The sequence below is a fragment of the Microbacterium sp. Z10_103 genome (genome assembly GCF_058310455.1).
This window is the reverse complement of record NZ_JBZEGK010000001.1, coordinates 1,093,369-1,117,291: the sequence shown is the minus strand read 5'-3', so window position 1 is coordinate 1,117,291 and position 23,923 is coordinate 1,093,369. Positions and strand designations below refer to the sequence as shown.

27 protein-coding genes are annotated in these 23,923 nt (G+C 70.2%); 15 read left to right on the top strand and 12 right to left on the bottom strand.

Annotation, left to right across the window (positions count from 1 at the left end):
- Positions 1-40 precede the first annotated feature (40 nt).
- A complete protein-coding gene (locus tag AC4FS2_RS05215) occupies positions 41-604 on the top strand; it encodes a CGNR zinc finger domain-containing protein (RefSeq protein ID WP_491153105.1) in 564 nt (187 codons plus the stop codon).
- Here the strand turns inward: AC4FS2_RS05215 and AC4FS2_RS05210 are convergent.
- Positions 564-1,457 carry an alpha/beta fold hydrolase gene (locus AC4FS2_RS05210; protein WP_491176492.1) on the bottom strand — a complete coding sequence of 298 codons (894 nt, stop codon included), beginning with the start codon at positions 1,455-1,457 and terminating at the stop codon, positions 564-566. The two genes, AC4FS2_RS05215 and AC4FS2_RS05210, sit on opposite strands and share 41 nt — an antisense overlap.
- A gap of 71 nt (positions 1,458-1,528) precedes the next feature.
- Here AC4FS2_RS05210 and AC4FS2_RS05205 point away from each other — a divergent pair, with 71 nt between their 5' ends.
- Positions 1,529-2,263, top strand: a complete 735-nt coding sequence (locus tag AC4FS2_RS05205; RefSeq protein ID WP_491153107.1) for a 3'-5' exonuclease — start codon at positions 1,529-1,531, stop codon at positions 2,261-2,263.
- A 191-nt stretch (positions 2,264-2,454) separates the two neighbouring features.
- Here AC4FS2_RS05205 and AC4FS2_RS05200 read toward each other — a convergent pair whose 3' ends face one another.
- The 3 genes from AC4FS2_RS05200 to glgA form a co-directional block, all read right to left on the bottom strand.
- Positions 2,455-2,703 carry a type B 50S ribosomal protein L31 gene (locus AC4FS2_RS05200; RefSeq protein ID WP_491153108.1) on the bottom strand — a complete coding sequence of 83 codons (249 nt, stop codon included), beginning with the start codon at positions 2,701-2,703 and terminating at the stop codon, positions 2,455-2,457.
- Between the two features lie 106 nt (positions 2,704-2,809).
- The gene (locus AC4FS2_RS05195; protein ID WP_491153109.1) at positions 2,810-3,595 is read right to left on the bottom strand and encodes an ABC transporter ATP-binding protein; all 786 of its coding nucleotides are present in this window, start codon (positions 3,593-3,595) and stop codon (positions 2,810-2,812) included.
- Between the two features lie 9 nt (positions 3,596-3,604).
- Complete coding sequence (gene glgA, locus AC4FS2_RS05190) at positions 3,605-4,798, bottom strand: glycogen synthase (protein WP_491176490.1); 1,194 nt, start codon at positions 4,796-4,798, stop codon at positions 3,605-3,607.
- 76 nt (positions 4,799-4,874) lie between these two features.
- Here glgA and AC4FS2_RS05185 point away from each other — a divergent pair, with 76 nt between their 5' ends.
- Positions 4,875-6,119: a glucose-1-phosphate adenylyltransferase gene (locus tag AC4FS2_RS05185; protein WP_491153111.1), complete on the top strand. Its 1,245-nt coding sequence runs from the start codon at positions 4,875-4,877 to the stop codon at positions 6,117-6,119.
- A 17-nt stretch (positions 6,120-6,136) separates the two neighbouring features.
- Here the strand turns inward: AC4FS2_RS05185 and AC4FS2_RS05180 are convergent, their stop codons facing one another.
- Together AC4FS2_RS05180 and AC4FS2_RS05175 are read right to left on the bottom strand one after the other, a co-directional pair.
- Positions 6,137-6,907, bottom strand: coding sequence for an SDR family NAD(P)-dependent oxidoreductase (locus AC4FS2_RS05180; protein WP_491176487.1), 771 nt, complete (start codon positions 6,905-6,907; stop codon positions 6,137-6,139).
- A gap of 21 nt (positions 6,908-6,928) precedes the next feature.
- Positions 6,929-7,402, bottom strand: a complete 474-nt coding sequence (locus tag AC4FS2_RS05175) for an S-ribosylhomocysteine lyase (RefSeq protein ID WP_491153113.1) — start codon at positions 7,400-7,402, stop codon at positions 6,929-6,931.
- 131 nt (positions 7,403-7,533) lie between these two features.
- On the opposite strand from AC4FS2_RS05175, the gene serB reads away from it, so the two are divergent.
- Positions 7,534-8,172 carry a phosphoserine phosphatase SerB gene (serB, locus tag AC4FS2_RS05170; protein WP_491176485.1) on the top strand — a complete coding sequence of 213 codons (639 nt, stop codon included), beginning with the start codon at positions 7,534-7,536 and terminating at the stop codon, positions 8,170-8,172.
- 108 nt (positions 8,173-8,280) lie between these two features.
- Entirely contained in the window at positions 8,281-8,973 is a 693-nt protein-coding gene (locus AC4FS2_RS05165) for an alpha/beta fold hydrolase (protein ID WP_491176483.1), read from the top strand.
- Between the two features lie 108 nt (positions 8,974-9,081).
- Here AC4FS2_RS05165 and fabG read toward each other — a convergent pair whose 3' ends face one another.
- Positions 9,082-9,792, bottom strand: a complete 711-nt coding sequence (gene fabG, locus AC4FS2_RS05160) for a 3-oxoacyl-ACP reductase FabG (RefSeq protein ID WP_491153116.1) — start codon at positions 9,790-9,792, stop codon at positions 9,082-9,084.
- A 123-nt stretch (positions 9,793-9,915) separates the two neighbouring features.
- On the opposite strand from fabG, the gene AC4FS2_RS05155 reads away from it, so the two are divergent.
- Genes AC4FS2_RS05155 through AC4FS2_RS05140 form a run of 4 tightly spaced genes read left to right on the top strand, consistent with a single transcriptional unit; the run spans position 9,916 to position 11,938 of the window.
- Positions 9,916-10,509: a DUF4190 domain-containing protein gene (locus AC4FS2_RS05155; RefSeq protein WP_491176480.1), complete on the top strand. Its 594-nt coding sequence runs from the start codon at positions 9,916-9,918 to the stop codon at positions 10,507-10,509.
- Positions 10,510-10,548: 39 nt separating this feature from the next.
- The gene (locus AC4FS2_RS05150; RefSeq protein ID WP_491176478.1) at positions 10,549-10,914 is read left to right on the top strand and encodes a DUF3099 domain-containing protein; all 366 of its coding nucleotides are present in this window, start codon (positions 10,549-10,551) and stop codon (positions 10,912-10,914) included.
- Complete coding sequence (locus tag AC4FS2_RS05145; RefSeq protein ID WP_491176476.1) at positions 10,911-11,123, top strand: hypothetical protein; 213 nt, start codon at positions 10,911-10,913, stop codon at positions 11,121-11,123. The genes AC4FS2_RS05150 and AC4FS2_RS05145 overlap by 4 nt, the downstream gene beginning before the upstream one ends.
- Complete coding sequence (locus tag AC4FS2_RS05140) at positions 11,120-11,938, top strand: SURF1 family cytochrome oxidase biogenesis protein (protein ID WP_491176474.1); 819 nt, start codon at positions 11,120-11,122, stop codon at positions 11,936-11,938. The genes AC4FS2_RS05145 and AC4FS2_RS05140 overlap by 4 nt, the downstream gene beginning before the upstream one ends.
- A gap of 13 nt (positions 11,939-11,951) precedes the next feature.
- Here the strand turns inward: AC4FS2_RS05140 and AC4FS2_RS05135 are convergent, their stop codons facing one another.
- Positions 11,952-13,550 carry an ABC-F family ATP-binding cassette domain-containing protein gene (locus AC4FS2_RS05135; RefSeq protein WP_491176472.1) on the bottom strand — a complete coding sequence of 533 codons (1,599 nt, stop codon included), beginning with the start codon at positions 13,548-13,550 and terminating at the stop codon, positions 11,952-11,954.
- Positions 13,551-13,755: 205 nt separating this feature from the next.
- On the opposite strand from AC4FS2_RS05135, the gene AC4FS2_RS05130 reads away from it, so the two are divergent.
- The 6 genes from AC4FS2_RS05130 (at position 13,756) to AC4FS2_RS05105 (ending at position 20,056) form a co-directional block, all read left to right on the top strand.
- Positions 13,756-14,778, top strand: a complete 1,023-nt coding sequence (locus tag AC4FS2_RS05130) for an iron-siderophore ABC transporter substrate-binding protein (protein ID WP_491176470.1) — start codon at positions 13,756-13,758, stop codon at positions 14,776-14,778.
- A 5-nt stretch (positions 14,779-14,783) separates the two neighbouring features.
- On the top strand, positions 14,784-15,830 hold the full coding sequence (locus tag AC4FS2_RS05125; protein ID WP_491176469.1) for a FecCD family ABC transporter permease: 1,047 nt from the start codon (positions 14,784-14,786) through the stop codon (positions 15,828-15,830).
- Entirely contained in the window at positions 15,827-16,852 is a 1,026-nt protein-coding gene (locus AC4FS2_RS05120; RefSeq protein ID WP_491176466.1) for a FecCD family ABC transporter permease, read from the top strand. Before AC4FS2_RS05125 ends, AC4FS2_RS05120 begins: the two co-directional genes overlap by 4 nt.
- Complete coding sequence (locus tag AC4FS2_RS05115; RefSeq protein WP_491176464.1) at positions 16,849-17,655, top strand: ABC transporter ATP-binding protein; 807 nt, start codon at positions 16,849-16,851, stop codon at positions 17,653-17,655. Before AC4FS2_RS05120 ends, AC4FS2_RS05115 begins: the two co-directional genes overlap by 4 nt.
- Before the next feature lie 10 nt (positions 17,656-17,665).
- Complete coding sequence (locus AC4FS2_RS05110) at positions 17,666-18,577, top strand: siderophore-interacting protein (RefSeq protein WP_491153126.1); 912 nt, start codon at positions 17,666-17,668, stop codon at positions 18,575-18,577.
- Positions 18,578-18,676: 99 nt separating this feature from the next.
- Positions 18,677-20,056, top strand: a complete 1,380-nt coding sequence (locus AC4FS2_RS05105; protein WP_491176461.1) for a collagen-binding domain-containing protein — start codon at positions 18,677-18,679, stop codon at positions 20,054-20,056.
- 18 nt (positions 20,057-20,074) lie between these two features.
- On the opposite strand, the gene AC4FS2_RS05100 is transcribed toward AC4FS2_RS05105, so the two are convergent.
- The 4 genes from AC4FS2_RS05100 to AC4FS2_RS05085 are packed head-to-tail and all read right to left on the bottom strand — an operon-like array spanning position 20,075 to position 23,902.
- Complete coding sequence (locus tag AC4FS2_RS05100; RefSeq protein ID WP_491176459.1) at positions 20,075-21,433, bottom strand: MFS transporter; 1,359 nt, start codon at positions 21,431-21,433, stop codon at positions 20,075-20,077.
- A complete protein-coding gene (locus AC4FS2_RS05095; protein ID WP_491176457.1) occupies positions 21,430-22,590 on the bottom strand; it encodes a MalY/PatB family protein in 1,161 nt (386 codons plus the stop codon). Before AC4FS2_RS05095 ends, AC4FS2_RS05100 begins: the two co-directional genes overlap by 4 nt.
- Before the next feature lie 9 nt (positions 22,591-22,599).
- The gene (locus tag AC4FS2_RS05090; RefSeq protein ID WP_491176454.1) at positions 22,600-23,553 is read right to left on the bottom strand and encodes an NAD-dependent epimerase/dehydratase family protein; all 954 of its coding nucleotides are present in this window, start codon (positions 23,551-23,553) and stop codon (positions 22,600-22,602) included.
- A 19-nt stretch (positions 23,554-23,572) separates the two neighbouring features.
- Positions 23,573-23,902 (bottom strand): metal-sulfur cluster assembly factor, encoded by a 330-nt coding sequence (locus AC4FS2_RS05085; RefSeq protein WP_484509409.1) that lies wholly within the window; start codon positions 23,900-23,902, stop codon positions 23,573-23,575.
- Positions 23,903-23,923 lie beyond the last annotated feature (21 nt).

Sequence of the window (23,923 nt, the reverse complement as noted above, 5' to 3'; positions counted from 1 at the left end):
TACGCTGGTGACACTACGGTACGAGATGTCAGGAGTCAACATGGTGTTCATTCATGACACGCAGCTTGCCCTCGGCGCCGCCGTCACCCTGGTCAACACGCTGCCCGAGACGTCGTCCGACGGTGTGGACGACCTCACGACGGTCGACGATCTGAACCGCTTCCTCGCCGGTCAGCCCTACAGCGGGCGGATCGACCGCGATGCCGGCGAACTGGCCCAGCTGCGGAGCATCCGCCCGCGCCTGCACGAGCTGTGGACCGTGGATCGCGATAACGCCGTCCCCCTGGTGAACGGCATGCTCGCCGACGGGCGTGCGCTCCCCCGGCTCGTCACGCACCCGGGATTCGAGGAGTGGCACATCCATGCCACCGACGACGATGCACCCCTCGCCATCCGGATCCTCGTGGAGACGGCGATGGCGTTCGTCGATGTCATCCGCGCCGACGAATACGACCGGGTACGCGTGTGCGAGGCGGACGACTGCGCGTCGGTGTACGTCGACTACTCACGGAACGGTTCCAAGCGTTACTGCGACACCGGCAACTGCGGGAACCGCATGAACGTCAACGCGTACCGGCGTCGGAAGGCGCAAGAAACCGCCTGATCGCGTCGGCGGCCTCGGCCGGAGTCTCGTAATGGATGAGGTGGCCGACGTCGGGGATCTCGACGAGCTCGGCGCGGGGGAAGAGGGTCGCCAGGTGACGCTCCACCTCGATGGGCGTGATGTCGTCGCGGACGGCGGCCACCAGCAGCACCGGCTGGGCGATGCGCGGGGCGAAGGCGCGCACGTCGTTCGAGACCGACGTGACGAACGCCTGGTGCAGTACGTCGCGGTCGGAGAACCGTGAGAAGTAGAGGTCGTGCTGCTCGTGGACGAACCGGCGGAGCCCGGGATCCTTCGTCTTCGCCATCGCCAGGCTCATGACCCGCACGATGATCCGGTTGCGCAGCAGCGCCTCGCCGATGCGGCGCGGGAGGCGGGCACCGGCCCAGTAGTAGAAGACCGCGAGACGCGTGAGGACGCCACGAGGCCCTTCCAGCGCCGGGGCACCGATGGGGTTCACGAGCACGACGGCGGGGGTGTCCAGTCCGCCGGCGACGGCGGCCGCCGACACGATGGAGCCGAAGGAGTGCCCGAGGATCACGGCGCCCGGAGCCACGGCGGCGACGAACCCGGTGAGCCACTCGGCATACAGGGCGAGGTCGTGCGCACGCCCCCTGATCGGGGCGCTCTCGCCGAATCCCGGCAGGTCCGGCGAAATGACGCGCATCCCCGGAAGGTGCGCGATCACCGGCTCGAGCCCGTGGTGCTCGCCGCGGAAGCCGTGCACCGCCACGACGGTGGTCGCCGCATCCGCATCGCCGTAGACCCAGTACGCCGTCGTTCCGCCCAGCACCTCGGCCTCGCGACGCTCGAGCGCGACGCGGGACAGCAGGGGGGCGTAGGGATTCGGCATCCCCCGAGTCTACGGAGCACGCGGCGGTGCGCCTGCCGCGGATGTCGGATGCCGCGCATACCGTGTGGCGTATGCACCCCGCGAAGCGACCTCCACCGCTTCCGTTGTTCCAGGCCCCGGAGTGGACGCGCGTCATCGGGGTGTTCGACCTGGAGACCACGGGCGTGGATGTGACGCGCGACCGGATCGTGACCGCGCACGTCGGCGTGCTCGACGCGGACGGCGCGGTGCTGACGGCACGGGATTGGCTCGCCGACCCGGGCGTGCCCATCCCCGAGGGCGCTGCCGCCATCCACGGCATCTCCACCGAGCACGCACGCCGGCACGGGCGCGAGGCCGCCACCGTGGTCGCCGAAGTGGTCGACGCCCTCGCGGGCATCTTCGCCGCCGGCATCCCGGTGGTGGCCTACAACGCGCCATATGACTTCTCGCTGCTCAAGCACGAGGCCCTCCGCCACGGCGTGGCGCCGCTGGAGTCCCCCTCCCCCGTCATCGACCCGCTCGTCGTCGACAAACGCTACGACCGCTACCGGCGGGGCAAGCGCACGCTGGCGGTGGTCGCGGAGCATTACGCGGTGCGTCTCGACGGCGCCCACGAGGCGTCCGCCGACGCGGTCGCCGCGGGCCGCGTCGCCCTGGCGCTGGCCGAACGCTTCGCCGCCTGGCTCCCGCCGAGCCTCGACGAGCTGCATACGCGGCAGATCGGCTGGGCGCGGTCGCAGGCGGAGAGCCTCACCGAATACTTCGTGCAGATCGGCCGGCTCGACCCCGACGACGCCGTCGACGGCCGCTGGCCCATCCGCTGACCCTCTCCTCCCGTGCGTCCCGCTTCCTTCCCGCTCCGTCCGCGAGAAACGACGATCCGGGCGAGAAACGACGCGCCGCGCCGTTTCTCGTCCGGAATGTGGTTTCTCGCGAGTGAGCGCGGGGACGGACGGCGTCGGGGGCGGGAACGACGAAGGCCCCGCGGAGCGGGGCCTTCGAGGAGGGACGAGTCTTACTTGCCGAAGTTCTTGAAGCGCTGGTTGAACTTCTCGACGCGACCGGCGGAGTCCATGATGCGCTGCTTGCCCGTGTAGAACGGGTGCGACGCGGACGAGATCTCGACGTCGATGACGGGGTACTCGACACCGTCGAGCTCGACCGTCTTGTCGCTGGACACCGTCGAACGGGTGAGGAAGGTCTCGCCCGAACCGAGGTCGCGGAACACGACGGCGCGGTACTCGGGGTGAATGTCAGTTCTCATGCGGAATCCTTGGGGTGTGAACGAGGCCTCGAGGGCCGGGAAAGTCTGAGGTGCGCGAGGCACCAAGCGTCGATTCTATCAGCACCGGGTCGACGGCGGGAACACGTCAGGATGCTGCGCGGGCGGCGTACCGGCCGCCGTCCTCGGTGAGCACGATCGGTGCGCCGAAGGTGGCGGTGAGGTTCTCGGCGGTGAGGGTGGCCGGAATCGGCCCGGCGGCGACCACCCCGCCGTCGCGGAGGAGCAACACGTGCGTGAACCCGATGGGGATCTCCTCGACGTGGTGCGTCACCATGACCATCGCGGGCGTCGTGGGGGCCTGTGCGTAGCCGGAGAGCAGGGTGAGGAGCTCCTCGCGGGCACCGAGATCGAGGCTCGCGGTCGGCTCATCGAGGAGCAGCAACTCAGGGTCGGTCATGACGGCACGGGCGATCTGCACGCGCTTCTGCTCGCCGTCGGAGAGCGTGCCGAAGGTGCGGTCGGCGAGGTGATCGAGCCGCCATTCCGACAGCACGCGCAACGCCCGGCGCTCGTCGATGTCTTCGTACTCCTCGCGCCACCGCCCGAGCACCGAGTACGCGGCGGTGAGGACCACGTCCAGCACCGTCTCCTCCGGCGGCACGCGGCGGGCCATCGCCGACGAGGCGAACCCGATCCGCGGACGCAGTTCGAAGACGTCCGTGCGGCCCATCCGCTCGCCGAGGATCGTCACGGTGCCCGACGTGGGATGCAGCAGCGTGTCGGCCAGCTGGAGCACGGTCGTCTTGCCCGCGCCGTTCGGCCCGAGGATCACCCAGCGTTCGTCGTCGGCGACCGTCCAGTCCAGGTGCGCGACGATGTCGCGAGTGTTCCGGCGGACGACGACGTCGGAGAACTCCAGGACTTCAGGCATGCGCCCAGCCTATCGGCCGGGCGTCGTCAGACTCGCGTACAGCGCGGCCGTCTGCTCCGCGATCCGGTCCCAGCCGAACTCCTCCACCGCCCGCAGCCGCCCGGCCTCGCCGTACTGTGCCGCGCGTGCGGGATCGGCCACGACTTCGGTGAGTACGCGCGCGAGATCGTCCACGAACCGCTCCGGGTCCACGGGGGTCCCCGTGCCGTCCTGCACCTGCTCGATCGGCACCAGGCGCCCGGTCTCTCCGTCGGCCACGACCTCCGGGATGCCGCCGGTGGCGGTTCCGACGACCGCGGCGCCGCACGCCATGGCTTCCAGGTTCACGATGCCGAGCGGCTCGTACACCGACGGGCACACGAAGGTGGTAGCGGCGGTGAGGATGGCGCAGAGCTGGTGGCGCGGGAGGAGGCGGTCGATCCATACGACCCCCTCGCGCGTGGCCTGCAGGTCCCGCACGAGTTCCTGCACTTCAGCCAGGATCTGCGGCGTGTCGGGCGCCCCGGCGCACAGCACCAGCTGCACCTCGGGCGGCAGTTGCTCGGCCGCCCGCAACAGGTACGGCAGGCCCTTCTGTCGGGTGATGCGCCCCACGAACACGACCGAGGGACGGGAGGGATCGATGCCCTCCTCGGCGAGGAACGCCGCATCCTCGACGGGATGCCACGCCTGCGTGTCGATGCCGTTGTAGATCACGTGCACCTTGGCGGGATCGAGGCTCGGGTAGCTGCGCAGGATGTCGGCGCGCATTCCCCCGCTCACCGCGACGATGGCCGCCGCCCCCTCGTACGCGGTCTTCTCGATGTAGCTGGAGACGGCGTACCCGCCGCCGAGCTGCTCGGCCTTCCACGGGCGGAGCGGCTCGAGGCTGTGCGCCGTCACGACGTGCGGGATGCCGTGCAGCAACGACGCGAGGTGACCGGCGAAGTTGGCGTACCAGGTGTGGCTGTGCACGACGTCGGCGCCGGCGACATCCCCGACGATCTCCAGGTCGGTTCCGAGCGTCTGGATCGCGCCGTTCGCCGCGGACAGTTCCGCCGGCGCGGCGTAGGACGTCGTGCCCTCCTCCTCGCGGGGCGCACCGAAGGCGCGCACCTGGACGTCGAGCGAATGGCGCAGGGAACGCACCAGTTCGGTGACGTGCACCCCTGCCCCGCCGTAGATTTCCGGCGGGTATTCCTTGGTCACGATGTCGACGCGCATGAGGGAACGGTAGTACAGCTGTCAAGGGGGCGGAGGCGGGTGGTTGCGCCCGCATGTCCCGGCCTAGGGTGGTGCCATGCCAGCAGCGCCGAAGGTCTTCGGAATCATCCTCGCCGGGGGCGAGGGAAAGCGACTCATGCCTTTGACGGCTGACCGAGCCAAGCCCGCGGTTCCCTTCGCGGGGCAGTACCGCCTCATCGACTTCGCGATCTCGAACCTCATCAACTCCGGGCTCCGCCAGCTCGTGGTGCTGACGCAGTACAAGTCCCACAGCCTCGACCGCCACATCTCCCAGACGTGGCGGATGTCGCCGATGCTCGGCTCGTACGTGGCGTCGGTGCCGGCGCAGCAGCGCCTCGGCAAACGATGGTTCTCCGGTTCGGCGGACGCGATCCTGCAGAGCATGAACCTCCTCACCGACGAGAAGCCGGACATCGTCATGGTCATCGGTGCCGACCACGTGTACCGCATGGACTTCGGTCAGATGCTCGAGGCGCACATCGCATCCGGAGCACGCGCGACGGTCGCCGGCATCCGTCAGCCCATCTCGCTGGCGAACCAGTTCGGCGTCATCGACGTCGACCCGAAGGACAACGTCCGCATCCGCGACTTCCTGGAGAAGCCGCAGAATCCCACCGGACTCTCGGATGCTCCCCACGAGGTGCTCGCCTCGATGGGCAACTACATCTTCGACGCCGACGCGCTCATCGAGGCCGTGCAGGTGGACGGCGAGTCGCCCACGTCGAACCACGACATGGGCGGTGACATCGTGCCGTACTTCGTCAATCGCGGGGAGGCGGCCGTGTACGACTTCAAGCGCAATGACGTGCCGGGGTCCACCGATCGTGACCGGGCCTACTGGCGGGATGTGGGAACGATCGACTCGTTCTACGATGCGCACGCCGACCTCATCGCGACTCTGCCGATCTTCAACCTGTACAACACGGACTGGCCGATCCATTCGCAGACGGTCAACTCCCCTCCCGCGAAGTTCGTCCGCGACTCGGTGGGGCGCATCGGCAACGCGATCGACTCGATCGTGTCCCTCGGGTCGGTGCTTTCCGGCACGCACCTCGAGCGCAGCGTCGTGGGTCCGTGGACCCTCGCCGGCGGCGGATCGACGATCACCGACTCGGTGCTGTTCGACTACGTGCACGTCGGTGCGGGAGCGCGTGTCCACCGCGCCATCCTCGACAAGAACGTCGTGCTGGCCGATGGTGCCACGGTCGGGGTCGATCGGGAACGCGATCTTGCCCGCGGCTACACCGTCACCGATACCGGCATCACGGTGGTCGGGAAGGGCGTGCGCGTCGACTCCTGACCCGGGGTCCCCCGGGGTCAGTGCATCGTCATCCCGCCGGTGACGTTGATGCCCTGTCCGGTGACGTACGACGCGAGATCGCTCGCGAGGAACAGCGCCACGCCGGCGACGTCGGCCGGTGTGCCCGTGCGTCCGACCGGCACCTGGGAGCGGTCCTCGGCTTCGATGTCGGCGGCGGTGAGGCCGCGCACGAGCGCACCCTCTGCGCGCTCGCGCCACTTCATGGGGGTCTCGATGATGCCCGGGCAGATCGCGTTCACGAGGATGCCCTCGCTCGCCAGCTCGACCGCCATCGTGCGGGTGAGCCCGAGGACCGCGTGCTTGGACGCGACATACGCGGCCATCCCGCGATAGCCGTTCTTGGCCGCCTGCGACGCGACGAGAATGATCCGGCCCGGACGGGATGCGGCGCGCAGCCCGCGCGCGACGTGCTTGGCGACGAGGAACGACCCCTTCGCGTTGACGTCGAGGTTGCGGTCCCAGTCCGCTTCGGTCGTGTCGACCGCGTAGGCCATCGTGGAGGTCCCGGCGGCGTGCACGAGCACCTCGACGAGGCCGATGCGGTCGCGGATGTCGCGCAGGGCTCGCTCGACGGCGGCCTCGTCGGTCACGTCGAGGCGCAGCATCCACACGCCGTCGCCGCCCCGAGTGGGTGCGGTGGAGGGATGCGCGAGGTCGGCGCTGATGACGACGGCCCCTTCGGCGGCGAAGGCGGCCACGGAGCCTGCGCCGATGCCGCTGGCTCCTCCGGTGATCAGTACGACGCGGCCGGCGAGTTCGGCGAACATGTCAGCTCCCGCCGGGAGGGTTCAGACGCCGACGCGTTCGAAGGCGTCGAGGCTGATGCCCTGCTGGAGGATGAGCTTCGACCATTCGCGCGCGGTGTGGAGGCTGTGGTCGCGGTAGTTGCCGCAGCTGAACGCGTCGACCCCGGGGATGTCGGCCTCGGTCGCCTCTTCGGCGATGAACCGGAGGCTGTCACTCAGGGCCGCGACGAGCTCCCGCAGGGGCGGTTCACCCCACGCGATGAGGTGGAACCCGGTGCGGCATCCGAAGGGCGAGATGTCGATCAGGCCTTCCATACGATCGCGCAGGAGGCTGGCGAGCATGTGCTCGATCGTGTGGATGCCGGCGGTGGGGATCTCCCCCTCGTTGGGCTGCACGAAGCGCACATCAAAGTTCGAGATGACGTCGCCGCGCAGACCCTTCTCCGTGCCGATGAGGCGTACGTAGGGCGCCTTCACGGCGGTGTGGTCCAGGGTGAAGCTCTCGACGTCGGCCATGGCGGATCTCCTCGGGTGGGAAGCGGGCGTCGCGCGCGCGACCTTCCGAGCCTACGACGGCCGGCCGATCGTGCGCGCCGGATGACGCCGGAGGGCGGGGCGCCATCGCGCGTCGCGCTAGGGTCGAGGCCGTGCCCGACGCATCCCGCCTCCTCGTCGTTCTGGACGCCGACTCCACCCTGCTGCGCAACGAGGTCATCGAACTGATCGCCGACGAAGCCGGCCGCGGCGCGGAGGTCGCCGCGGCCACGGAGGCGGCGATGCGCGGAGAGGTGGACTTCGCGGAGAGCCTCCGTGCACGGGTGTCGGAACTGCGTGGGGTGCCGGTGACCGCGTTCGCCCGCGTCATCGCGCGCGTCGAGCCCACTCCGGGGGCGCGCGAACTCATCGCCGCGGTCCGTGCGCGCGGCGGAACGGTGGGGGTGGTCTCGGGCGGGTTCCACGAGGTGCTCGACTCCATCGCCCCCGGGCTCGGTGTGGACCTCTGGCGGGCGAACCGCCTGGCAACGGCTGAGGGGATGCTGACCGGCGACGTCTCCGGGGCGATCGTGGATGCCGCGGCGAAGGCGGCGTCGCTGCGCGCGTGGGCGGACGAACTCGGGGTGGCGCCGTCCCGCACGATCGCCATCGGCGACGGAGCGAACGACCTTCTCATGCTCGCGGCGGCCGGCCTCGGGCTCGCCTTCAATGCCAAGCGCGCGGTGCGGGAACGCGCCGACCTCGTGATCGGGCCGGTCGATCTCGCGCAGGTGATCCCGCTCCTCCCCTGACCCCGTCGAGTCGCCAGAACACGTCGGGCCGGCCGCCGGAACACGACCGAAGGTGGCGAGTCGACGGGCCGAGGAGGGGATGTCGGGACCCGCGCGTACCGTGAGCGCATGGACGTTCTGCTCGTACCCGGACTCTGGCTCGACGGCTCCACGTGGGATCAGGTGCTCCCACCGCTCCGCGACGCCGGCCACACGCCGCATCCGCTGACGATGCCGGGCCTCGGCGAGTCGGCGGAGCTATCCGCCGACATCGGGCTCGCGGACTGGGTCTCCGCCGTCGTCGCGGAGATCGATCGGCTGCCGGGACAGGTGGCACTCGTGGGCCACTCCGGCGGCGGCAACGTCGTCTGGGGCGCTGCCGATGCCCGCCCCGACCGCGTCGCGCGCGTGGTGTTCGTCGACACCTTCCCGCCCGGCGACGGCGGGTCGATCTGGGAGTTCCCGATCGTCGATGGCGTGATCCCGTTCCCGGGCTGGGACACATTCGAAGACGCCGAGGTGGGTGACCTCGACGATGACACGCGTGCGGATGCGGCATCCCGCACTCTTTCGGTGCCCGTACGGGTGCCGACCGATCCCATCTCCCTGACGGATACGCGCCGCTACGACGTTCCCGTGACGATGCTCACCGGAACGATGCCGGAGTCGGACCTCCGAGCGATCATCGCGACGGCGCCCGCGTGGGCGGCCGACCTGGCCGCCCTGCGGAACCTCGAGATCGTCGAGCTGAACTCCGGACACTGGCCGCAGTTCTCCCAGCCCGCCGAGCTCGGCCGCCTGATCGCCGCCGCCCTGCGCTGACTCCCGCCGAGCGCACGAGTTCCTGCCGAGTGCACGCCTTCGCAGCGCCCACAAGCCGTGCACCGGGCACGATCCCGTGCACTCGGCGAACGTACGGCGGGGTTCGGGTCAGTGCCCCATGCCCAAGCCGCCATCGACGGGGATGACGGCACCGGAGATGTAGGCCGCGGCGTCGGAGGCGAGCCACGTCACGACGCCGGCGACCTCCTCGGCGGTGGCGAAGCGCCCGGCTGGGATGCTGCGCTTGTATTCGGCCTGGGTGTCTTCGGGCAGAGCGGCGGTCATATCGGTCTCGATGAATCCCGGCGCGACGACATTGGCCGTGATGCCGCGAGACCCGAGCTCGCGGGTCAGGGAGCGGGCGAATCCGACGAGGCCGCTCTTGGAGGCGGCGTAGTTGATCTGCCCCGCCGATCCGAGGAGGCCCACGACGCTGGAGATCAGGATGACGCGACCCCACCGGGCACGCAGCATCCCCTTCGAGGCCCGCTTGACGACACGGAAAGTCCCTCCGAGGTTCGTCGCGACGACCGAATCGAAGTCGTCCTCGCTCATCCGCATGAGCAGGGTGTCCTTGGTGATCCCGGCGTTGGCGACCACGATCTCCACCGGCCCGAGCGTGGCCTCCACCTCGCGGAAGGCGGCGTCCACGGCTGCGGCGTCGGTGACGTCGGCGCGGACCGTCAGGGCGCCCATCGGCCCGTCGCCCGAGCGCGCCGTCACGGCGACGCGGTACCCCTCGGCGACGAACCGTTCGGCGATCGCACGGCCGATGCCGCGGTTTCCGCCGGTGACGAGTACGACGCGATCGGTGGCCATGGGCACACTCCGTTTCAGGCGAGGGAAAGAACGGCCCCAGCCTAAGCGAGCGGCCGGAACCGCGTTTGACACCGCCACCCCGCGCTGGGAATGTTGAGGCCTCCGACTAGAAAGGGGCCCTCCGTGAGCGACCCCACTTCGCCCCTCGCCGACGACTCCCCCGCCTCGCCGCCGATTCCGCCTCCGCCCGCTCCTCCGGCCGTCCCGCCGTACGCCACGGAATCGGCTCCCACGCCGCAGACCTACGCGCCGCCGCAGGCGTACACGCCGCCGTCGCAGGGTTACTCCCAGCCCGCGCAGGGGTACGGAACACCCACACAGGGATACGGAACGCCCGGACAGGGATACGGGTCATCCGCGCCGCAGGGATACGGCCCTCCCGCGGGCTACTCCCAGCCCACGCCCTACGGTGCACCGGGCTACCCGCAGCGCAGGACGAACGGGCTGGCCGTGGCGTCGCTCGTGTGCGCCATCGCCGGCATCGTGTTCTCGTGGACGCTCGTCCTGGGCCTGGCCTCCATCGCCGCCGTCATCCTCGGTCACCTCTCGCTCAGACGCCTCAAGACATCGAACGAGGCCGGCTACGGCATGGCCCTGGCGGGCACGATCGTCGGCTGGGTGGGCGTGGCGTTGCTCGTCCTCCTGTTCGTGCTCTTCGCCATTCTGCCTTTCCTGTTTCTCATGGGAGTGATGGGCGCGACCACATACAGCTCCTGAGCGCTCTCTTCCAGGTGCCCGGCGTAGTCTGGGAGGACCGTGAAATCCTCCCCCCGCGCGCCCTCCGCGACGTCGCTGCCTCGCGCTCCGCACGACGACGCCAGTTCGCGGTTTGCCAAGTACATGATCACGATGGGGATCCGCATCGCGTGCCTGGTCGGGATGGTGTTCATCACGCCTTACGGCTGGTACACGTGGGTGCTGGCGGCCGGAGCCGTTCTCCTTCCGTACGTCGCCGTCGTCATCGCCAACGTGGGTCAGGAAACTCGCCGGACCGTCGCCGAGAGCCCCGGCCGGGCGATCGCCGATCCCACGCCCGCTGCTCCGCCACCACCCGGCGGTCCGACCGTGATCCGCATCAGCGAGAGCACGCGCCCCGACCCGGACGCCGAGGAGAACCGATGACCGCGGAATGCTCGCGGGCCGGCTGCCGCGATACCGCGGTCTGGCGGATCTCGTGGCGGAATCCCCGCATCCACACCCCCGACCGCCGCAAGGAATGGGTGGCGTGCGACGAGCACGTCGGCTATCTGCGTGACTTCCTGGCGGCGCGCGATTTCCCCCTCGAGGTTGCTCCCCTTTCCGCTGCCGGCACCGCGGGAGCCGCATCGTGAGCCGCCGGGATGCTCCCCCTGCCGTCCGCTGGACCGCCTACGTGGCGGTGGCCATCGTCTTCGCGATCGCGTGCGGCTTCCTCTCGAACTGGCAGTTCGAGAGGAACGAGGCGCGTGCTCGCCAGCTGGCACTGGTGGAGGCGAACTACGACACGACTCCGGTCCCGCTCGGCGATGTCCTGGCGCCCGGCGCGGACCTCGCCGCATCCGATGAGTGGACACCCGTGACCCTCACCGGCGAATACCTGACCGACGAACAGCTCCTCGTCCGCAACCGCCCGCACGGGGGCACGGCCGCCTTCGAAGTCCTGGTGCCGTTCCTCCTCGAGGACAGCCGCACGCTGGTCGTGGATCGCGGGTGGGTGCCGCCGGGCGTGGATCAGCCCGACCCCGATGTCGTTCCCGCGCCCCCGACGGGGCTCGTCGAGGTCACCGTGCGTCTTCGTCCGGGTGAGCCCTTGCCGACATCCGGACGCACCGCCGGCGAGGGCCAGGTGCCCACCATCCACTTGCCGCTCGTGGCGGAGCGGATGAGCGACGGATCGACTCTGGAGACCGGCGCCTACGGTCTGCTGGTCTCGGAAGACCCGGCGCCCGCGACAGTCCCCGGGTCGATCGACCCGCCGTCGGAGGACCCGGGCCCGCACCTCTCGTACGCGGTGCAGTGGATCCTGTTCGCGGTCATGGGTTTCGCGTTCATCCTCTACATCCTCGTCACCGAGCGCAGGCACGCCCGTGAGGATGCGGAGACGCGGCGTCTGCGACGTCGCGACCGGGATTCCGAGGTCGAGGACGCCCTCCTGGACGCCCGCTGATCCTCCGGTCCGGTCAGGCCAGGGCGATGAGGTCGGCGTAGTCGCGACCCCAGATGTCTTCGACGCCGTCAGGGAGGATGAGAACGCGCTCGGGGTTCAGGGCCTGCACGGCGCCCTCGTCGTGCGAGACGAGCACGACCGCGCCCTCGTAGTGTGCCAGAGCGCCGAGGATCTCCTCGCGGGAGGCCGGGTCGAGGTTGTTCGTGGGCTCGTCGAGCAGCAGCATGTTCGCCGACGAGACCACGAGTGTGGCCAGCGACAAACGCGTCTTCTCTCCACCGGAAAGGACACCGGCGGGCTTGAGGACGTCGTCGCCGACGAACAGGAACGAGCCGAGCACCTTCCGCGCCTCGGTGGCGGTGATGTCGGGCGCCGCTGACATCATGTTCTCCAAGACCGAGCGGCCGACGTCGAGGTTCTCGTGTTCCTGGGCGTAGTAGCCGATCTTCAGCCCGTAGCCGGGCTCGATCACCCCGGTGTCGGGCTTGTCGACGCCGGCCAGCATCCGCAGCAGGGTCGTCTTCCCGGCACCGTTGAGGCCCAGGATCACCACGCGCGAGCCGCGGTCGATCGCGAGGTCGACGTCGGTGAAGATCTCCAGCGACCCGTACGACTTCGACAGCCCCCGCGCCATGAGCGGCGTCTTGCCGCACGGTGCGGGCTTGGGGAAGCGGAGCTTCGCGACGCGCTCTTCCTGACGGACGTCGTCCAGGCCGGACAGCATCTTCTCTGCCCGCGCCACCATCTGATGCGCGGCGGCGGCCTTCGAGGCCTTCGCGCCGAATCGCGCCGCCTGGAGCTGCAGGGCTGTGGCCTTCTTCTCGACGTTGGCGCGCTCCTTCTTGCGGCGCTCCTCGTCGGCCACCCGCTGACGCAGGTAGTTCTTCCAGTTCATGTTGTAGACGTCGATGACCTGACGGTTGCCGTCGAGGTAGAACACGCGGTTGACCGTCTCGCCGACCAGCTCGATGTCGTGGCTGATCACGATGAGCCCGCCCTTGTACCCCTTGAGGAATTCGCGCAGCCACACGACGCTGTCCGCGTCGAGGTGGTTCGTCGGCTCGTCGAGGATCATCGTGCTGGCGTCGGAGAAGAGGATGCGGGCGAGCTCGATGCGGCGGCGCTGCCCTCCGGAGAGGGTCTTGAGCGGCTGGTCGAGGATGCGGTCAGGAAGGGAGAGGTTGTGGGCGATGGATGCCGCCTCCGCCTCCGCGGCGTAGCCGCCGAGCGCCTCGAACCGCTCGGTGAGGTTGCCGTATCGCCGCATCGCCCGTGCCGCGACATCCACGTCGTCGTCGGCCATCTGCAGCGAGGCCTCGTGCATCCCCAGGGCGAGCGTGCCGAGCCCGCGGGCGTCGAGGATGCGCGTACGCGCCAGCATCTCGGGGTCGCCCGACCGCGGGTCCTGCGGCAGATAGCCGAGCTCCCCCGACCGCTCGACGCGACCGTCGCTGGGCATCAGGTCGCCGGCGAGCACCTTGGTCAGCGTGGTCTTGCCCGCCCCGTTGCGGCCCACCAGCCCGATCTTGTCGCCGTCGGACACGCGGAACGACACGTCCGACATGAGCACGCGGGCGCCCACGCGGATCTCGAGGTCGTGCACAGCGAGCACAGCGGAAGTCCGATCTGTCGGGCGGGAGGGGGTGGATGGCCGAGCGGCCAGCCTTCAAGTATAAGTCGCGAGGCGCCTCCTCGATTCCGCGCGGGTCCTCATCGGGGGAAGCCCGTTTGTCTCGCCGTCGAGATTTCAATTCGACGCGATCGATGGCACGTGCATAAACTAAGGGAACCCTTACCTAACTACCGAGGAGATTCCTGTGCCCCGCATCCGCACTGCCGCCGCTTTCGCGGCCGGAGCCGCACTCCTGTTGACCGGCTGTTCGACCGCGAGCCAGACCTCCGACGCCGGGAACTCCGCCGACGGCGACGACGTGTTCCCGGTCACGATCGAGCACGCATTCGGCGAGACCGTCATCGAATCCGCTCCCGAACGCGTCGCCACAGTGGCGTGGGGCAACCACGAGGTCCCGCTGGCACTGGGAGTGGTCCCGGTCGGGATGGAGAAGGCCACGTGGGGCGATGACGACAACGATGGCGTCCTCCCCTGGGTCGAAGAGCGCCTCGAAGAGCTCGACGCCGAGACTCCCGTGCTCTTCGACGGCGGAGACAGCATCGACTTCGAGGCCGTCAATGACACGAAGCCGGACGTCATCCTCGCCTCCTACTCGGGCCTGACCCAGGAGGAGTACGACACCCTCTCCAAGATCGCGCCGGTCGTGGCGTACCCCGAGGTCGCGTGGGGCACCTCATACCAGGACATGATCCGCCTGAACTCCACGGCGCTCGGTCTCGCGGAGGAGGGCGAGGCACTGATCGCAGACCTCGAGGCGGAGGTGGATGCGGCGCTCGAGGAGTACCCGGCGCTCGCCGAAGGAACGGCTCTGTTCTCCTACCTGGACCCGACCGACCTGAGCCAGATCGGCTTCTACACCAGCCACGACACACGCCCGGGGTTCCTGGCCGACCACGGAATGCCCCTGCCGAGCATCGTCGAGGAGGAGTCTGCCGGGACGGAGGAGTTCTACGTCACGGTCAGCGCCGAGGAGGCCGACCGCTTCGCCGATGTCGACGTCTTCGTGACCTACGGCGACCCCGACGGTGAGCTCATCGCCCAGCTGCAGGCCGACCCCCTGCTCTCCCAGATCCCCGCCATCGCCGAGGGACGCATCGCGGTGCTGGAAGACAGCACCCCGCTCGCGGCGTCGGCCAACCCGACCCCGCTGTCCATCCCCTGGGGCGTACGGGACTACTTCGCCGTGCTCGCCGCCCCGCTCGGCTGAGACCGATGACCGTCCTCCAGCGGCAGACATCGCTGCCGGACACCGCACTCCTGCGGCGTCCGGCAGCGGTACGTCTGTTGTGGCTCGGCGCCCTCGTGGTGGCCTTGCTCCTGCTGGTGGTCGCCTCCGTCGCGTTCGGCACCCGCCCGGTCTCGCTCGAGGAGATCTGGGGCGGGCTCACCGGCACCTCCGCGGGTGTCGGCGAGGGTGCCGTGATCGCGCGTCTGCCGCGGACGGTGCTCGGGATCCTCGTCGGTGCCGCCCTGGCGCTGTCGGGGATGACGATGCAAGCGGTCACGCGCAACCCGCTGGCCGACCCCGGCATTCTCGGGGTGTCCGGCGGTGCGGCTCTGGCCGTGGTGATCGGAATCGCCTTCTTCGGCCTGTCGAACCCCTACGGCTATCTCGCGTTCGCCACCGTCGGAGCGGCCGCCGCGGCCGTCTTCGTCTACGCGGTGGGTTCCCTCGGCCGTGGTGGCGCCACCCCGCTCAAGCTCGCCCTCGCGGGCGCGTCGATCACCGCCGCATCCATGTCTCTCGTCAGTGCGATCCTCCTCCCCCGCGTCGACCTCCTCGAGACGTTCCGGTTCTGGCAGATCGGCGGGATCGGCGGCGCCACGTGGGACCGGATCGGCGTCGTCCTGCCCGCCCTCGCGCTCGGCGCGCTGGTGTGCGTGCTCACTTCGCGCGGCATGAATTCGCTCGCTCTCGGTGACGACATGGCGACGGGCCTCGGTGAGCACGTGGCCCGCACGCGCCTGATCGCCTCCTCCGGCGCCGTCCTCCTGTGCGCCGCCGCGACGGCGATCGCCGGGCCGATCGCCTTCGTGGGGCTTGTCATTCCTCACCTGTGCCGCCTGCTCGTGGGAACCGACCACCGCTGGCTGCTCCCCTACTGCGCCCTCGCCGGCGCGAGCCTCCTCCTCCTCGCCGACGTGGTCGGACGCGTCGTGGCCCGGCCCTCCGAGGTCGAGGTGGGGATCATCACCGCCCTCATCGGGGCACCGGTGTTCATCGCGATCGTGCGACGCCAGAAGGTGCGGGAACTATGAGCGTCGCAGTCGTCCTCGCGGGTCGGCGGGCGCGGGTCCGACGGCACGCCGCCGTCACACTGGTGCTCGCCGCCGTCGCCGTCGTGTTGTTCGTGGTGAGCCTCATGGTGGGCCGCACGTTCTACGACCTGTCGGATGTCCTGCGTGTCGTCCTCGGCGAGACGGTCCCCGGCGCGTCCTTCACGGTCGGCGAGCTCCGACTCCCCCGCGCGGTCCTGGCGATCCTCTCGGGCCTCGCGTTCGGCGTCGGGGGCGTCATCTTCCAGACGATGCTCCGCAACCCGCTCGCCGCACCCGACATCATCGGCATCACCTCCGGCGCCAGCGCTGCCGCCGTCGCCGGCATCATCCTGCTCTCTCTGGACCAGACCGCGGTGTCGTTACTCGCGCTGGGCGGAGCCCTCGTCACCGCCGCCGCGATCTACCTCCTCTCCCACCGCGGCGGCTTCGCGGGCACGCGCCTCATCCTCATCGGGATCGGCGTTGCCGCCATGCTCGACAGCGTCGTGACCTACGTTCTCTCGCGTGCGGCGGCATGGGATCTCCAGACCGCGATGCAGTGGCTCACCGGCAGCCTCAACGGCGCGACATGGTCGTCGATCCTGCCACTGGCGATCGCGACCGCGGTGCTCGTTCCGATCGTCCTCGCCAACGGTCGCGACCTGGGCGTCCTGCGTCTGGGCGATGACTCCGCCACCGCCCTCGGCGTGTCCGTGCACCGCACCCGCGTGCTGCTGCTGATCGGCGCGGTGGCGCTCCTGGCCTTCGCCACCGCCGCCGCAGGGCCGATCGCGTTCGTGGCGTTCATGGCGGGTCCGATTGCGGCGCGCATCGTCGGCCCCGGAGCATCCCTCATCGTTCCGGCCGGGCTGGTCGGAGTCGTCCTGGTGCTGGCCGCCGATCTCATCGGACAGTTCGCCTTCGACAATCGCTACCCCGTCGGAGTCATCACCGGCGTCCTCGGGGCGCCGTACCTCGTCTACCTGCTCATCCGGACCAACCGCTCGGGAGGCTCCCTGTGACCGTGTCGCACCAACTCGCCGCCGAGGACGTGACCCTGGCCTACGGTGACCGCGTGATCGTGGAGGGCCTGGACCTGGTCATCCCCCCTGGCCGGATCACCGCGATCGTGGGGGCCAACGGATGCGGTAAATCGACGCTGCTGCGCGCCCTCGCCCGCCTCCTCCGTCCGCGCAAGGGTTCCGTGGTGCTCGACGGAAAGGCCGTGCACTCCCGGCCCTCGCGCGAAGTGGCCCGCACCCTGGGCCTGCTCCCCCAGAGCCCGATCGCCCCCGAGGGGATCGCGGTGGCCGACCTCGTCGGGCGGGGGCGTCATCCGCATCAGAAGCCGCTCGCACGGTGGAACGCTCGGGACTACGAAGTGGTGGCGCAGTCGCTGGAGGCGACCGGCATCTCCGACCTGGCCGATCGATCCGTCGACGAGCTCTCCGGCGGCCAGCGGCAGCGGGTATGGATCGCGATGGCGCTCGCGCAGGAGACCGACATCCTGCTGCTGGACGAGCCGACGACGTTCCTGGACGTCGCGCACCAGATCGAAGTGCTCGACCTGATCACCGACCTCAACCGCGAACGCGGCACCACGACGGTCATGGTCCTGCATGACATCAACCTCGCCGCCCGTTACGCCGATCACGTGTTCGCGATGTGCCGCGGCGAGGTGATCGCCGGTGGACCTCCCGCCGAGGTGATCACGAGCGACCTCATCCGCGAGGTCTTCGGGCTGGAATCCCTCGTCGTCCCCGACCCCGTCTCCGGCACTCCCCTCGTCCTCCCCCGCGGCCGCCACCACGCCGCAGCTGTCTGAACGGAACCCCATGACGTCGACCACCGTCGCCACCAGTCGCTTCTTCCGTGCTCGCGTCGCGGCGATCACCGATGTCACGCCGAGTTTCCGCCGCTTCACCTTCGCCGGACCCGATCTCGCCGACTACGGCGACCCGGGGCTGGACCAGCGGGTCAAGGTGGTCTTCCCCACGCCCGTCACGGGAATCGACGTCATGCCCACCGCCGACGACTGGTACACGCAGTGGCGCGACATGGATGAGGCCGGCCGGCCGCCGTTCCGGACGTATACGACGCGTGCGGTGCGCAACGACGTCGCCGAGGTCGACATCGACATGGTGGCGCACGAGGTGCTCGGTCCGGCATCGGTATGGATCGAGAAGGCCGTGATCGGTGACGAGGTGCTGATATTCGCCCCGACGACGGCGCACACGGGAGTGAGCTTCGGCATCGACTTCGTCCCGCCGGCATCCACCGGGTGCTTCCTCCTCGCGGGCGACGAGACCGCAGCACCGGCGATCGCGGTGATCCTGGAGCACCTCCCCGACTCCGCTCGTGGCGTGGTCGTGCTCGAGGTGCCGCACGAAGCCGACGCGGCATACCTGCCGCAGCATCCCGGTTTCACCTATCGCGTCGCCGCGCGCGGCAGCGCCCCGCGGCACGCGCACCTGAAGACCGCCGTCGTGGCGGCGGCCGCTGAGCTGATCCCGCCCGGCCATGGCGCCGAGGTCGAGGAGATCGACATCGACGAGGGCATCCTGTGGGAGGTGCCCCGGACGGCGAAAGGCGGCGCGGCGTTGAAGAAAGCGCCCATGTACGCGTGGCTGGCCGGCGAGGCCGGGGCGATCAAGGCCCTGCGTCGCCACCTTGTCGGCGAACACGGCGTCGACCGCCGCGCGGTGGCCTTCATGGGCTACTGGCGCGAGGGCCGCGCGGAGAGCTGACCCGGAGAAGAGGGCGCTCGCCCCGCCGAAGCAGATCCGCGAGCAACCGACGGGACCAAGGTCCCTGGTCCCCGGGGGACCGGGGACCGACGATGAGCTATGGCTCCCCCCGCCACCTCCCCTTCCTCTGTCCTCGCCGCGGCCGGCGCCATTGCTCTCGGCTGCCTCCTCGTGGTCGGATCGCTTCCGGCCTCCGCAGCGCCCGGCGACCCGATCGGCCCGATCAACCCGGTCACCCAGCCTCTGAACGGGTCGCCCGCGAACGGCAACTTCCTGGTATTCGTGGAAGACGACGTCGCACTCGACGGCGATGAGGCGGAGGGAACCGTGGCCGCGGGAGGCGATCTCTCGTTCTCCTCGGCGTACAACATCTTCGGCGGCCGACCGACCGTGACGGCGCCGGGCGACGCCCAGCACATCGCGCTGTACGTCGGCGGGGGCATCAACTGGGATCCGGACGGCCAGATTCTTCGCATCCTCCAAGGGGGCTACGTGAAGGTGGCGGATACCACCACCTACCTCGCGCTGGACACAGACAGCAACGGCGCTGCCGCCAACCTCCGTGTGGTGGAGCCGGGCGCCTCCTACGACTCGACGCCCCGCATCGAGAGCGTCGTCCCGCAACCCGCCGCCTCGGTGGGCGAGCCTGTGCCCTCGGACGTGCTGGACATCGCAGGCGCCTACGAGCTGTACCGGGACACCTCCGCCACCCTGGGCACGTGCGCGACCACGGTGACACTGCTCCAGCGAGACGACGGGCAGCCGGCCACGCGCCCGGTGCCCGCCGGGGGGAACGTCCGGGCGCCCCTCGTCTCCGGAGTGACGAATGTGCTCTCTTTCAGCGCAGAGGAGCTCGCCGGGCTCGGTGAGCTCGTCATCGACCCCGCGCCCAGCAGCACGACCCCGTTGCTGGTCAACATCACCGGCGATTTCAACGGCGAGATCCCGAGCATGCCGGGCCTCAGCGGCGCTTCGGCGCCCTACATCCTCTGGAACTTCGTCGACGCGACGAGCGTGCTCGTCACAGGCGGAGATAGTCTGCGCGGCACGATCTACGCTCCGCGCGCACAGCTGAACTGGCAGGTCACGCAGAACATCGAGGGTAACGTGATCGCTGCGTCGTTCATTCACGGCGGCGTCGCAGGCCGCGGGCCGCGCGAGGTGCACGACTTCCCGTTCGCGACGACTCTGTCGTGCGTCGAAGCGGGGCCGACGCCCACGCCAACCCCGACGCCGACTCCAACCCCGACGCCGATTCCAACCCCGACGCCGACCAGCACCGCCCCAACGCCCGCTGAGCCCACCGCGACTCCCGGCGGGAGCGCGCCGGGACCGGCGACGCCGGATCCGTCCATCAGCACACTCCCGGCGACGGGAGGCAACGCTTCCGGTGGCGCCGTGCTCTGGCCTCTGGGGGCACTGCTCATCGCGGCGGGCGGGACATTCCTCGCGGCGGCACGCCGCCGTCGCAAGGTCTAGCGCGAGAGGCGCCCGCGGTCAAGGCCGCTCGCGCGCGCGACCCAGACGCAGCCCTGGCACGATCGCGAACACCGCCAGGGCGGCCGCGATGGCGAGCACCGCGGAAAAACCGCCGCCGGCACCCGTCAGAGCGGTGAAGACCAGCCCCATGACCGCGATCGTCATGGCCGTTCCGAGGGCATCGGAGATCGACAGCGCCGACGAATGGAAACCCTGATTCTGCGGTGTCGAGTAGGCGAGCGTCAGAACCGTCAGGCGGGGGTACATGAGACCCATCCCGCCGCCGGCGAACGCCCAGCCCGCGATCAGCAGCGCGGGGTGGACGTGGAGGAGCGCCGTGAGGAGCGCCGTGACGGTCGCGGTGGTGAGCATGGCTGTACCGATCACGGCGATCCGCGTGTTCCCGAGGCGATCCCCGACCCGCCCCTGCACCTCCGCCGCGGTCGCCCAGGACAGCGCTGCGGCGGCGAGGGCGAGACCTGCCCACGTCGGCGAGAACCCGTACTCGTCGATCAGCAGGTAGGGGATGTAGACCTCGGCGCCGAAGAGCGAACCGGCGATCAGCCCTCGCATCAGCACGACGCTCGGCAGCCCACGCCCCAGAAGCAGCGTCCGGGCGGGGAGAAGAGGACGCACCGCCAGGCCGATGACGACGACGGACCCGATCACTCCCGCCCACGACAGTCCGCCGAGCCGGCCCGAGAGACCGAGAGCCAGGGCCCCCAGCGCGACTGCTGCCGCGCACGCCAGCCGCGGACCGACGCGCTGCGTCGCGGGGTGGTCGGTTCCCAGCGGCTGCCCGCGCAGGCGTGCGACGACCATGGCGAAAGCGACGACCGTCAGCGCCGCGACCCCGAGGAAGACCCACCGCCAGTGCAGGAACTCCGCGACGGCACCGGCGAGGAAGGGCCCGATCAGCGACGGCACGACCCATGCCGCCGAGAAAGCGGCGAACACGCGTCCGTGCAGGGTCGGCGGATAGACCCGCGCGACGACGACGTACAGCGCCACGGTCTGCCCGCCCGTTCCCAGGCCCTGGATGAGGCGGCCGACGACGAGCACCTCCATGGTCCCGGCGAGCCCGGCGATCATCAGTCCCACGACGAAGAGCACCACCGCCGTGGTCAGCGGGGCGAGCACCCCACCGCGGTCGCACCACGCCCCGACGGCGACCATGCCGATGACGCTGGTGGCCAGCGTGCCGGAGAAGGCGACCGCGTACAGGGCGTCGCCGTCGAGGTCGGCGCTGACGACCGGCATGACGGTGGTCACCGCGAGCGACTGGATGGCCGCGAGGAAGATGAGCGCGACGGCGCCGAGCGTCACCCAGACGAACTGCGCGCTCCAGACACCGCTCGCCGGTGTGCGGAGGGTCACGCGCGCGCCAGCGCGCCGATGCGCTCCACGGCCTCGCGGAGCACGTCGGGGGAACAGCCGAAGTTGATGCGGACGTGCCCGGAGCCCTCGTTCCCGAAGAGCGGCCCGTGGTGCAGGGCGACCCGGGCCTCCCGGCGGATCCGCGGCGCGGGGTTGTCCCCCCAGCCGTACGCCGACACGTCCACCCACGCCAGGAATCCGGCATCGGGGATGCGGTAACCCGCGCGGGGCAGGTGCTCGCTGAGCAGCGCGGCCAGGAGGCGCCGGTTCTCGTCGAGTGCGGCGAGGAGCGCGTCGAGCCATCCGTCGCTTTCGGGGGCGAAGGCGGCGACGGAGGCAAGGGCGCCGAAGTGACCCGTCCGCCATTCGACCTCTGCCGGCATCCCGCGGAGCACCCCGGCGTGGGCATCGGATGCGGCGACCATGAGCGCACACTTCAAGCCCGCCAGATTGAACGCCTTGCTCGCGCTGACGAGCGCGAACCCGACCGCCGCCGCGTCGTCGGAGGCGGAGAGGAACGGGGTGAACGGTGTGCCCGGCTGGACGAGCGGCGCATGGATCTCGTCGCTGAGGACGACCGCGCCATGTCGCGCCGCCGTCGACGCCAGTTCCGCGAGCATCTCGCGCGCATGCACCGTTCCGGTCGGGTTATGGGGGTTGCACAGAAGGACGGCCCGCGCCCCACCCGCGAGCGCCCGGTCGATGGCGTCGAGGTCGAGCTCCCACCCCGTGCCCGTGTCGCGCAGGGGAACCCGTTCGGCGACGCCGCCGGCCTCGGGGATGGCGTCGTAGAACGGTGGGTACACCGGTGGCGTGACCACGACCCGGTCGCCGGGGCTGACGACGGCGCGGAGCACCTCCACGAGCCCCATCATGACGTCGCACGTGGAACGCATCCGGGCCGGGTCAGGGCTCCAGCCGAAGCGGCGGTCGGCGAACGCGGCGTAGGCGGTGCGAAGTCCGGGGTCCGGTGGCGTGTAGCCGGTGTCTCCGCGCCGCACCGCGTCGGCCAGAGTGCGCGTGATGGCCGGTGCGAGGGGGAAGTCGGTCTCGGCGACGAAGAGCGGCAGGACGTCGTCGCCGTAGGTCCGCCACTTCGAGCTCGATCGTTCGCGGAGCTCGTCGATCGGCAGTGCTCTCAGCGGGTTGACGCTCACCCGACGAGCCTACGACAGCAGCTCGGACTCCTCCGCGGCGGAGAGTCCCGCCCGGCGCGTCCGGTCGATTCCCCGCGCCACCTCGTCGGCGAGCGTGCGGGTGAGGGTCTCCGGCAGGGGACGCGTCGCCCCGCCGGTCGCTCGGAAGGCGGCATCGCTCCTGCGGGCGAAGCCGGTGTCGCCGATCGGCAACCAGAGCGGCAGGGACCGCGGGCCGGACCAGTAGCGGACATCGCGCTCGAGAAGCCACCGATCGTCGCGCGCCTCGATCTCGCCCTCGAAGTCCGTCACGTTCTGCGCGACGGCGAGGACATCGTCGAAGGTCGTCGGTGGGCCCACCGCGTTGATCGTGCCGGCCACACCCGTGGCGCCGGCACGGACGATCCACTGCGCGAGATCGTCGACGTCGATGACCTGCACGAAGCGGTCCGCCGTCGCCGGGGCGAGGACCCGCCCGCCCCGGGACATCCGCGCCGGCCAGTATCCGAACCGATCGGTGGGGTCTCCCGGACCGACGATCAGACCCGCACGGGCGATGAGGAGCCGCTCGGCGAGAGTGCGGGCGGATGCGTGTTCCGCGGCGACTTTGGCCTGCGCGTAGTCGGCAGGATCGTCCCCCTCGACGACATCGGCGGATTCGTCGGCACCGGGCTCGTCATTGCGCCGGTACACCGACACACTCGACACCAGGGTCCAGTGCCCGGCGTCCCCGGCGAGGGCCTCGCGGGCGGCGCTGACGAAGCCGCTGTCGTACGAGACCTCGACCACGGCGTCCCATGTGCCGCGGACCGCGTCGTACGCGCCGGGATCCGACCGGTCGGCCGCAACGAGGTTCGCACCGGCCGGAACCGCTCCCGACCGTCCGCGCGCCACGCAGGTGACGTCAGATCCATCGGCCAGCGCCGCCCGGGCGATCGCTCCCCCGAGCCACCCGGTACCCCCGAGGATCAGGACCTTTCGCATCGGCCGGGGTGACAGGCGGTCAGATGGCGAAGCCGAGGGCCCGCATCATGTCGCGCCCGTCGTCCGTGATCCGCTCGGGACCCCACGGCGGCATCCACACCCAGTTGATGCGGAAGCGCTCGACGACCCCGTCCAGGGCCTGAGCCGTCTGCTCCTCGAGCACATCGGTGAGCGGGCAGCCGGCCGACGTGAGCGTCATGTGGATGACCAGTGCGTCGTTCTCGTCGTCCCAGGCGAGGTCGTAGATGAGGCCGAGGTCGACGACGTTGATCCCGAGTTCGGGGTCCATGACGTCTTTGAGCGACTCGGTGACCTCGTCGTACTTGTCAGGTGCGAGGGTTGCGGTCATGTCACGATCCTATGCTTGGCG

Excerpts from the sequence above, each read along its gene's own strand:
- AC4FS2_RS05215 (WP_491153105.1), top strand. The coding sequence starts at position 41 with ATGGTGTTCATTCATGACACGCAGCTTGCCCTCGGCGCCGCCGTCACC.
- AC4FS2_RS05210 (WP_491176492.1), bottom strand. The coding sequence starts at position 1,457 with ATGCCGAATCCCTACGCCCCCCTGCTGTCCCGCGTCGCGCTCGAGCGT.
- AC4FS2_RS05205 (WP_491153107.1), top strand. The coding sequence starts at position 1,529 with ATGCACCCCGCGAAGCGACCTCCACCGCTTCCGTTGTTCCAGGCCCCG.
- AC4FS2_RS05200 (WP_491153108.1), bottom strand. The coding sequence starts at position 2,703 with ATGAGAACTGACATTCACCCCGAGTACCGCGCCGTCGTGTTCCGCGAC.
- AC4FS2_RS05195 (WP_491153109.1), bottom strand. The coding sequence starts at position 3,595 with ATGCCTGAAGTCCTGGAGTTCTCCGACGTCGTCGTCCGCCGGAACACT.
- glgA (WP_491176490.1), bottom strand. The coding sequence starts at position 4,798 with ATGCGCGTCGACATCGTGACCAAGGAATACCCGCCGGAAATCTACGGC.
- AC4FS2_RS05185 (WP_491153111.1), top strand. The coding sequence starts at position 4,875 with ATGCCAGCAGCGCCGAAGGTCTTCGGAATCATCCTCGCCGGGGGCGAG.
- AC4FS2_RS05180 (WP_491176487.1), bottom strand. The coding sequence starts at position 6,907 with ATGTTCGCCGAACTCGCCGGCCGCGTCGTACTGATCACCGGAGGAGCC.
- AC4FS2_RS05175 (WP_491153113.1), bottom strand. The coding sequence starts at position 7,402 with ATGGCCGACGTCGAGAGCTTCACCCTGGACCACACCGCCGTGAAGGCG.
- AC4FS2_RS05165 (WP_491176483.1), top strand. The coding sequence starts at position 8,281 with ATGGACGTTCTGCTCGTACCCGGACTCTGGCTCGACGGCTCCACGTGG.
- fabG (WP_491153116.1), bottom strand. The coding sequence starts at position 9,792 with ATGGCCACCGATCGCGTCGTACTCGTCACCGGCGGAAACCGCGGCATC.
- AC4FS2_RS05145 (WP_491176476.1), top strand. The coding sequence starts at position 10,911 with ATGACCGCGGAATGCTCGCGGGCCGGCTGCCGCGATACCGCGGTCTGG.
- AC4FS2_RS05125 (WP_491176469.1), top strand. The coding sequence starts at position 14,784 with ATGACCGTCCTCCAGCGGCAGACATCGCTGCCGGACACCGCACTCCTG.
- AC4FS2_RS05120 (WP_491176466.1), top strand. The coding sequence starts at position 15,827 with ATGAGCGTCGCAGTCGTCCTCGCGGGTCGGCGGGCGCGGGTCCGACGG.
- AC4FS2_RS05110 (WP_491153126.1), top strand. The coding sequence starts at position 17,666 with ATGACGTCGACCACCGTCGCCACCAGTCGCTTCTTCCGTGCTCGCGTC.
- AC4FS2_RS05105 (WP_491176461.1), top strand. The coding sequence starts at position 18,677 with ATGGCTCCCCCCGCCACCTCCCCTTCCTCTGTCCTCGCCGCGGCCGGC.
- AC4FS2_RS05090 (WP_491176454.1), bottom strand. The coding sequence starts at position 23,553 with ATGCGAAAGGTCCTGATCCTCGGGGGTACCGGGTGGCTCGGGGGAGCG.
- AC4FS2_RS05085 (WP_484509409.1), bottom strand. The coding sequence starts at position 23,902 with ATGACCGCAACCCTCGCACCTGACAAGTACGACGAGGTCACCGAGTCG.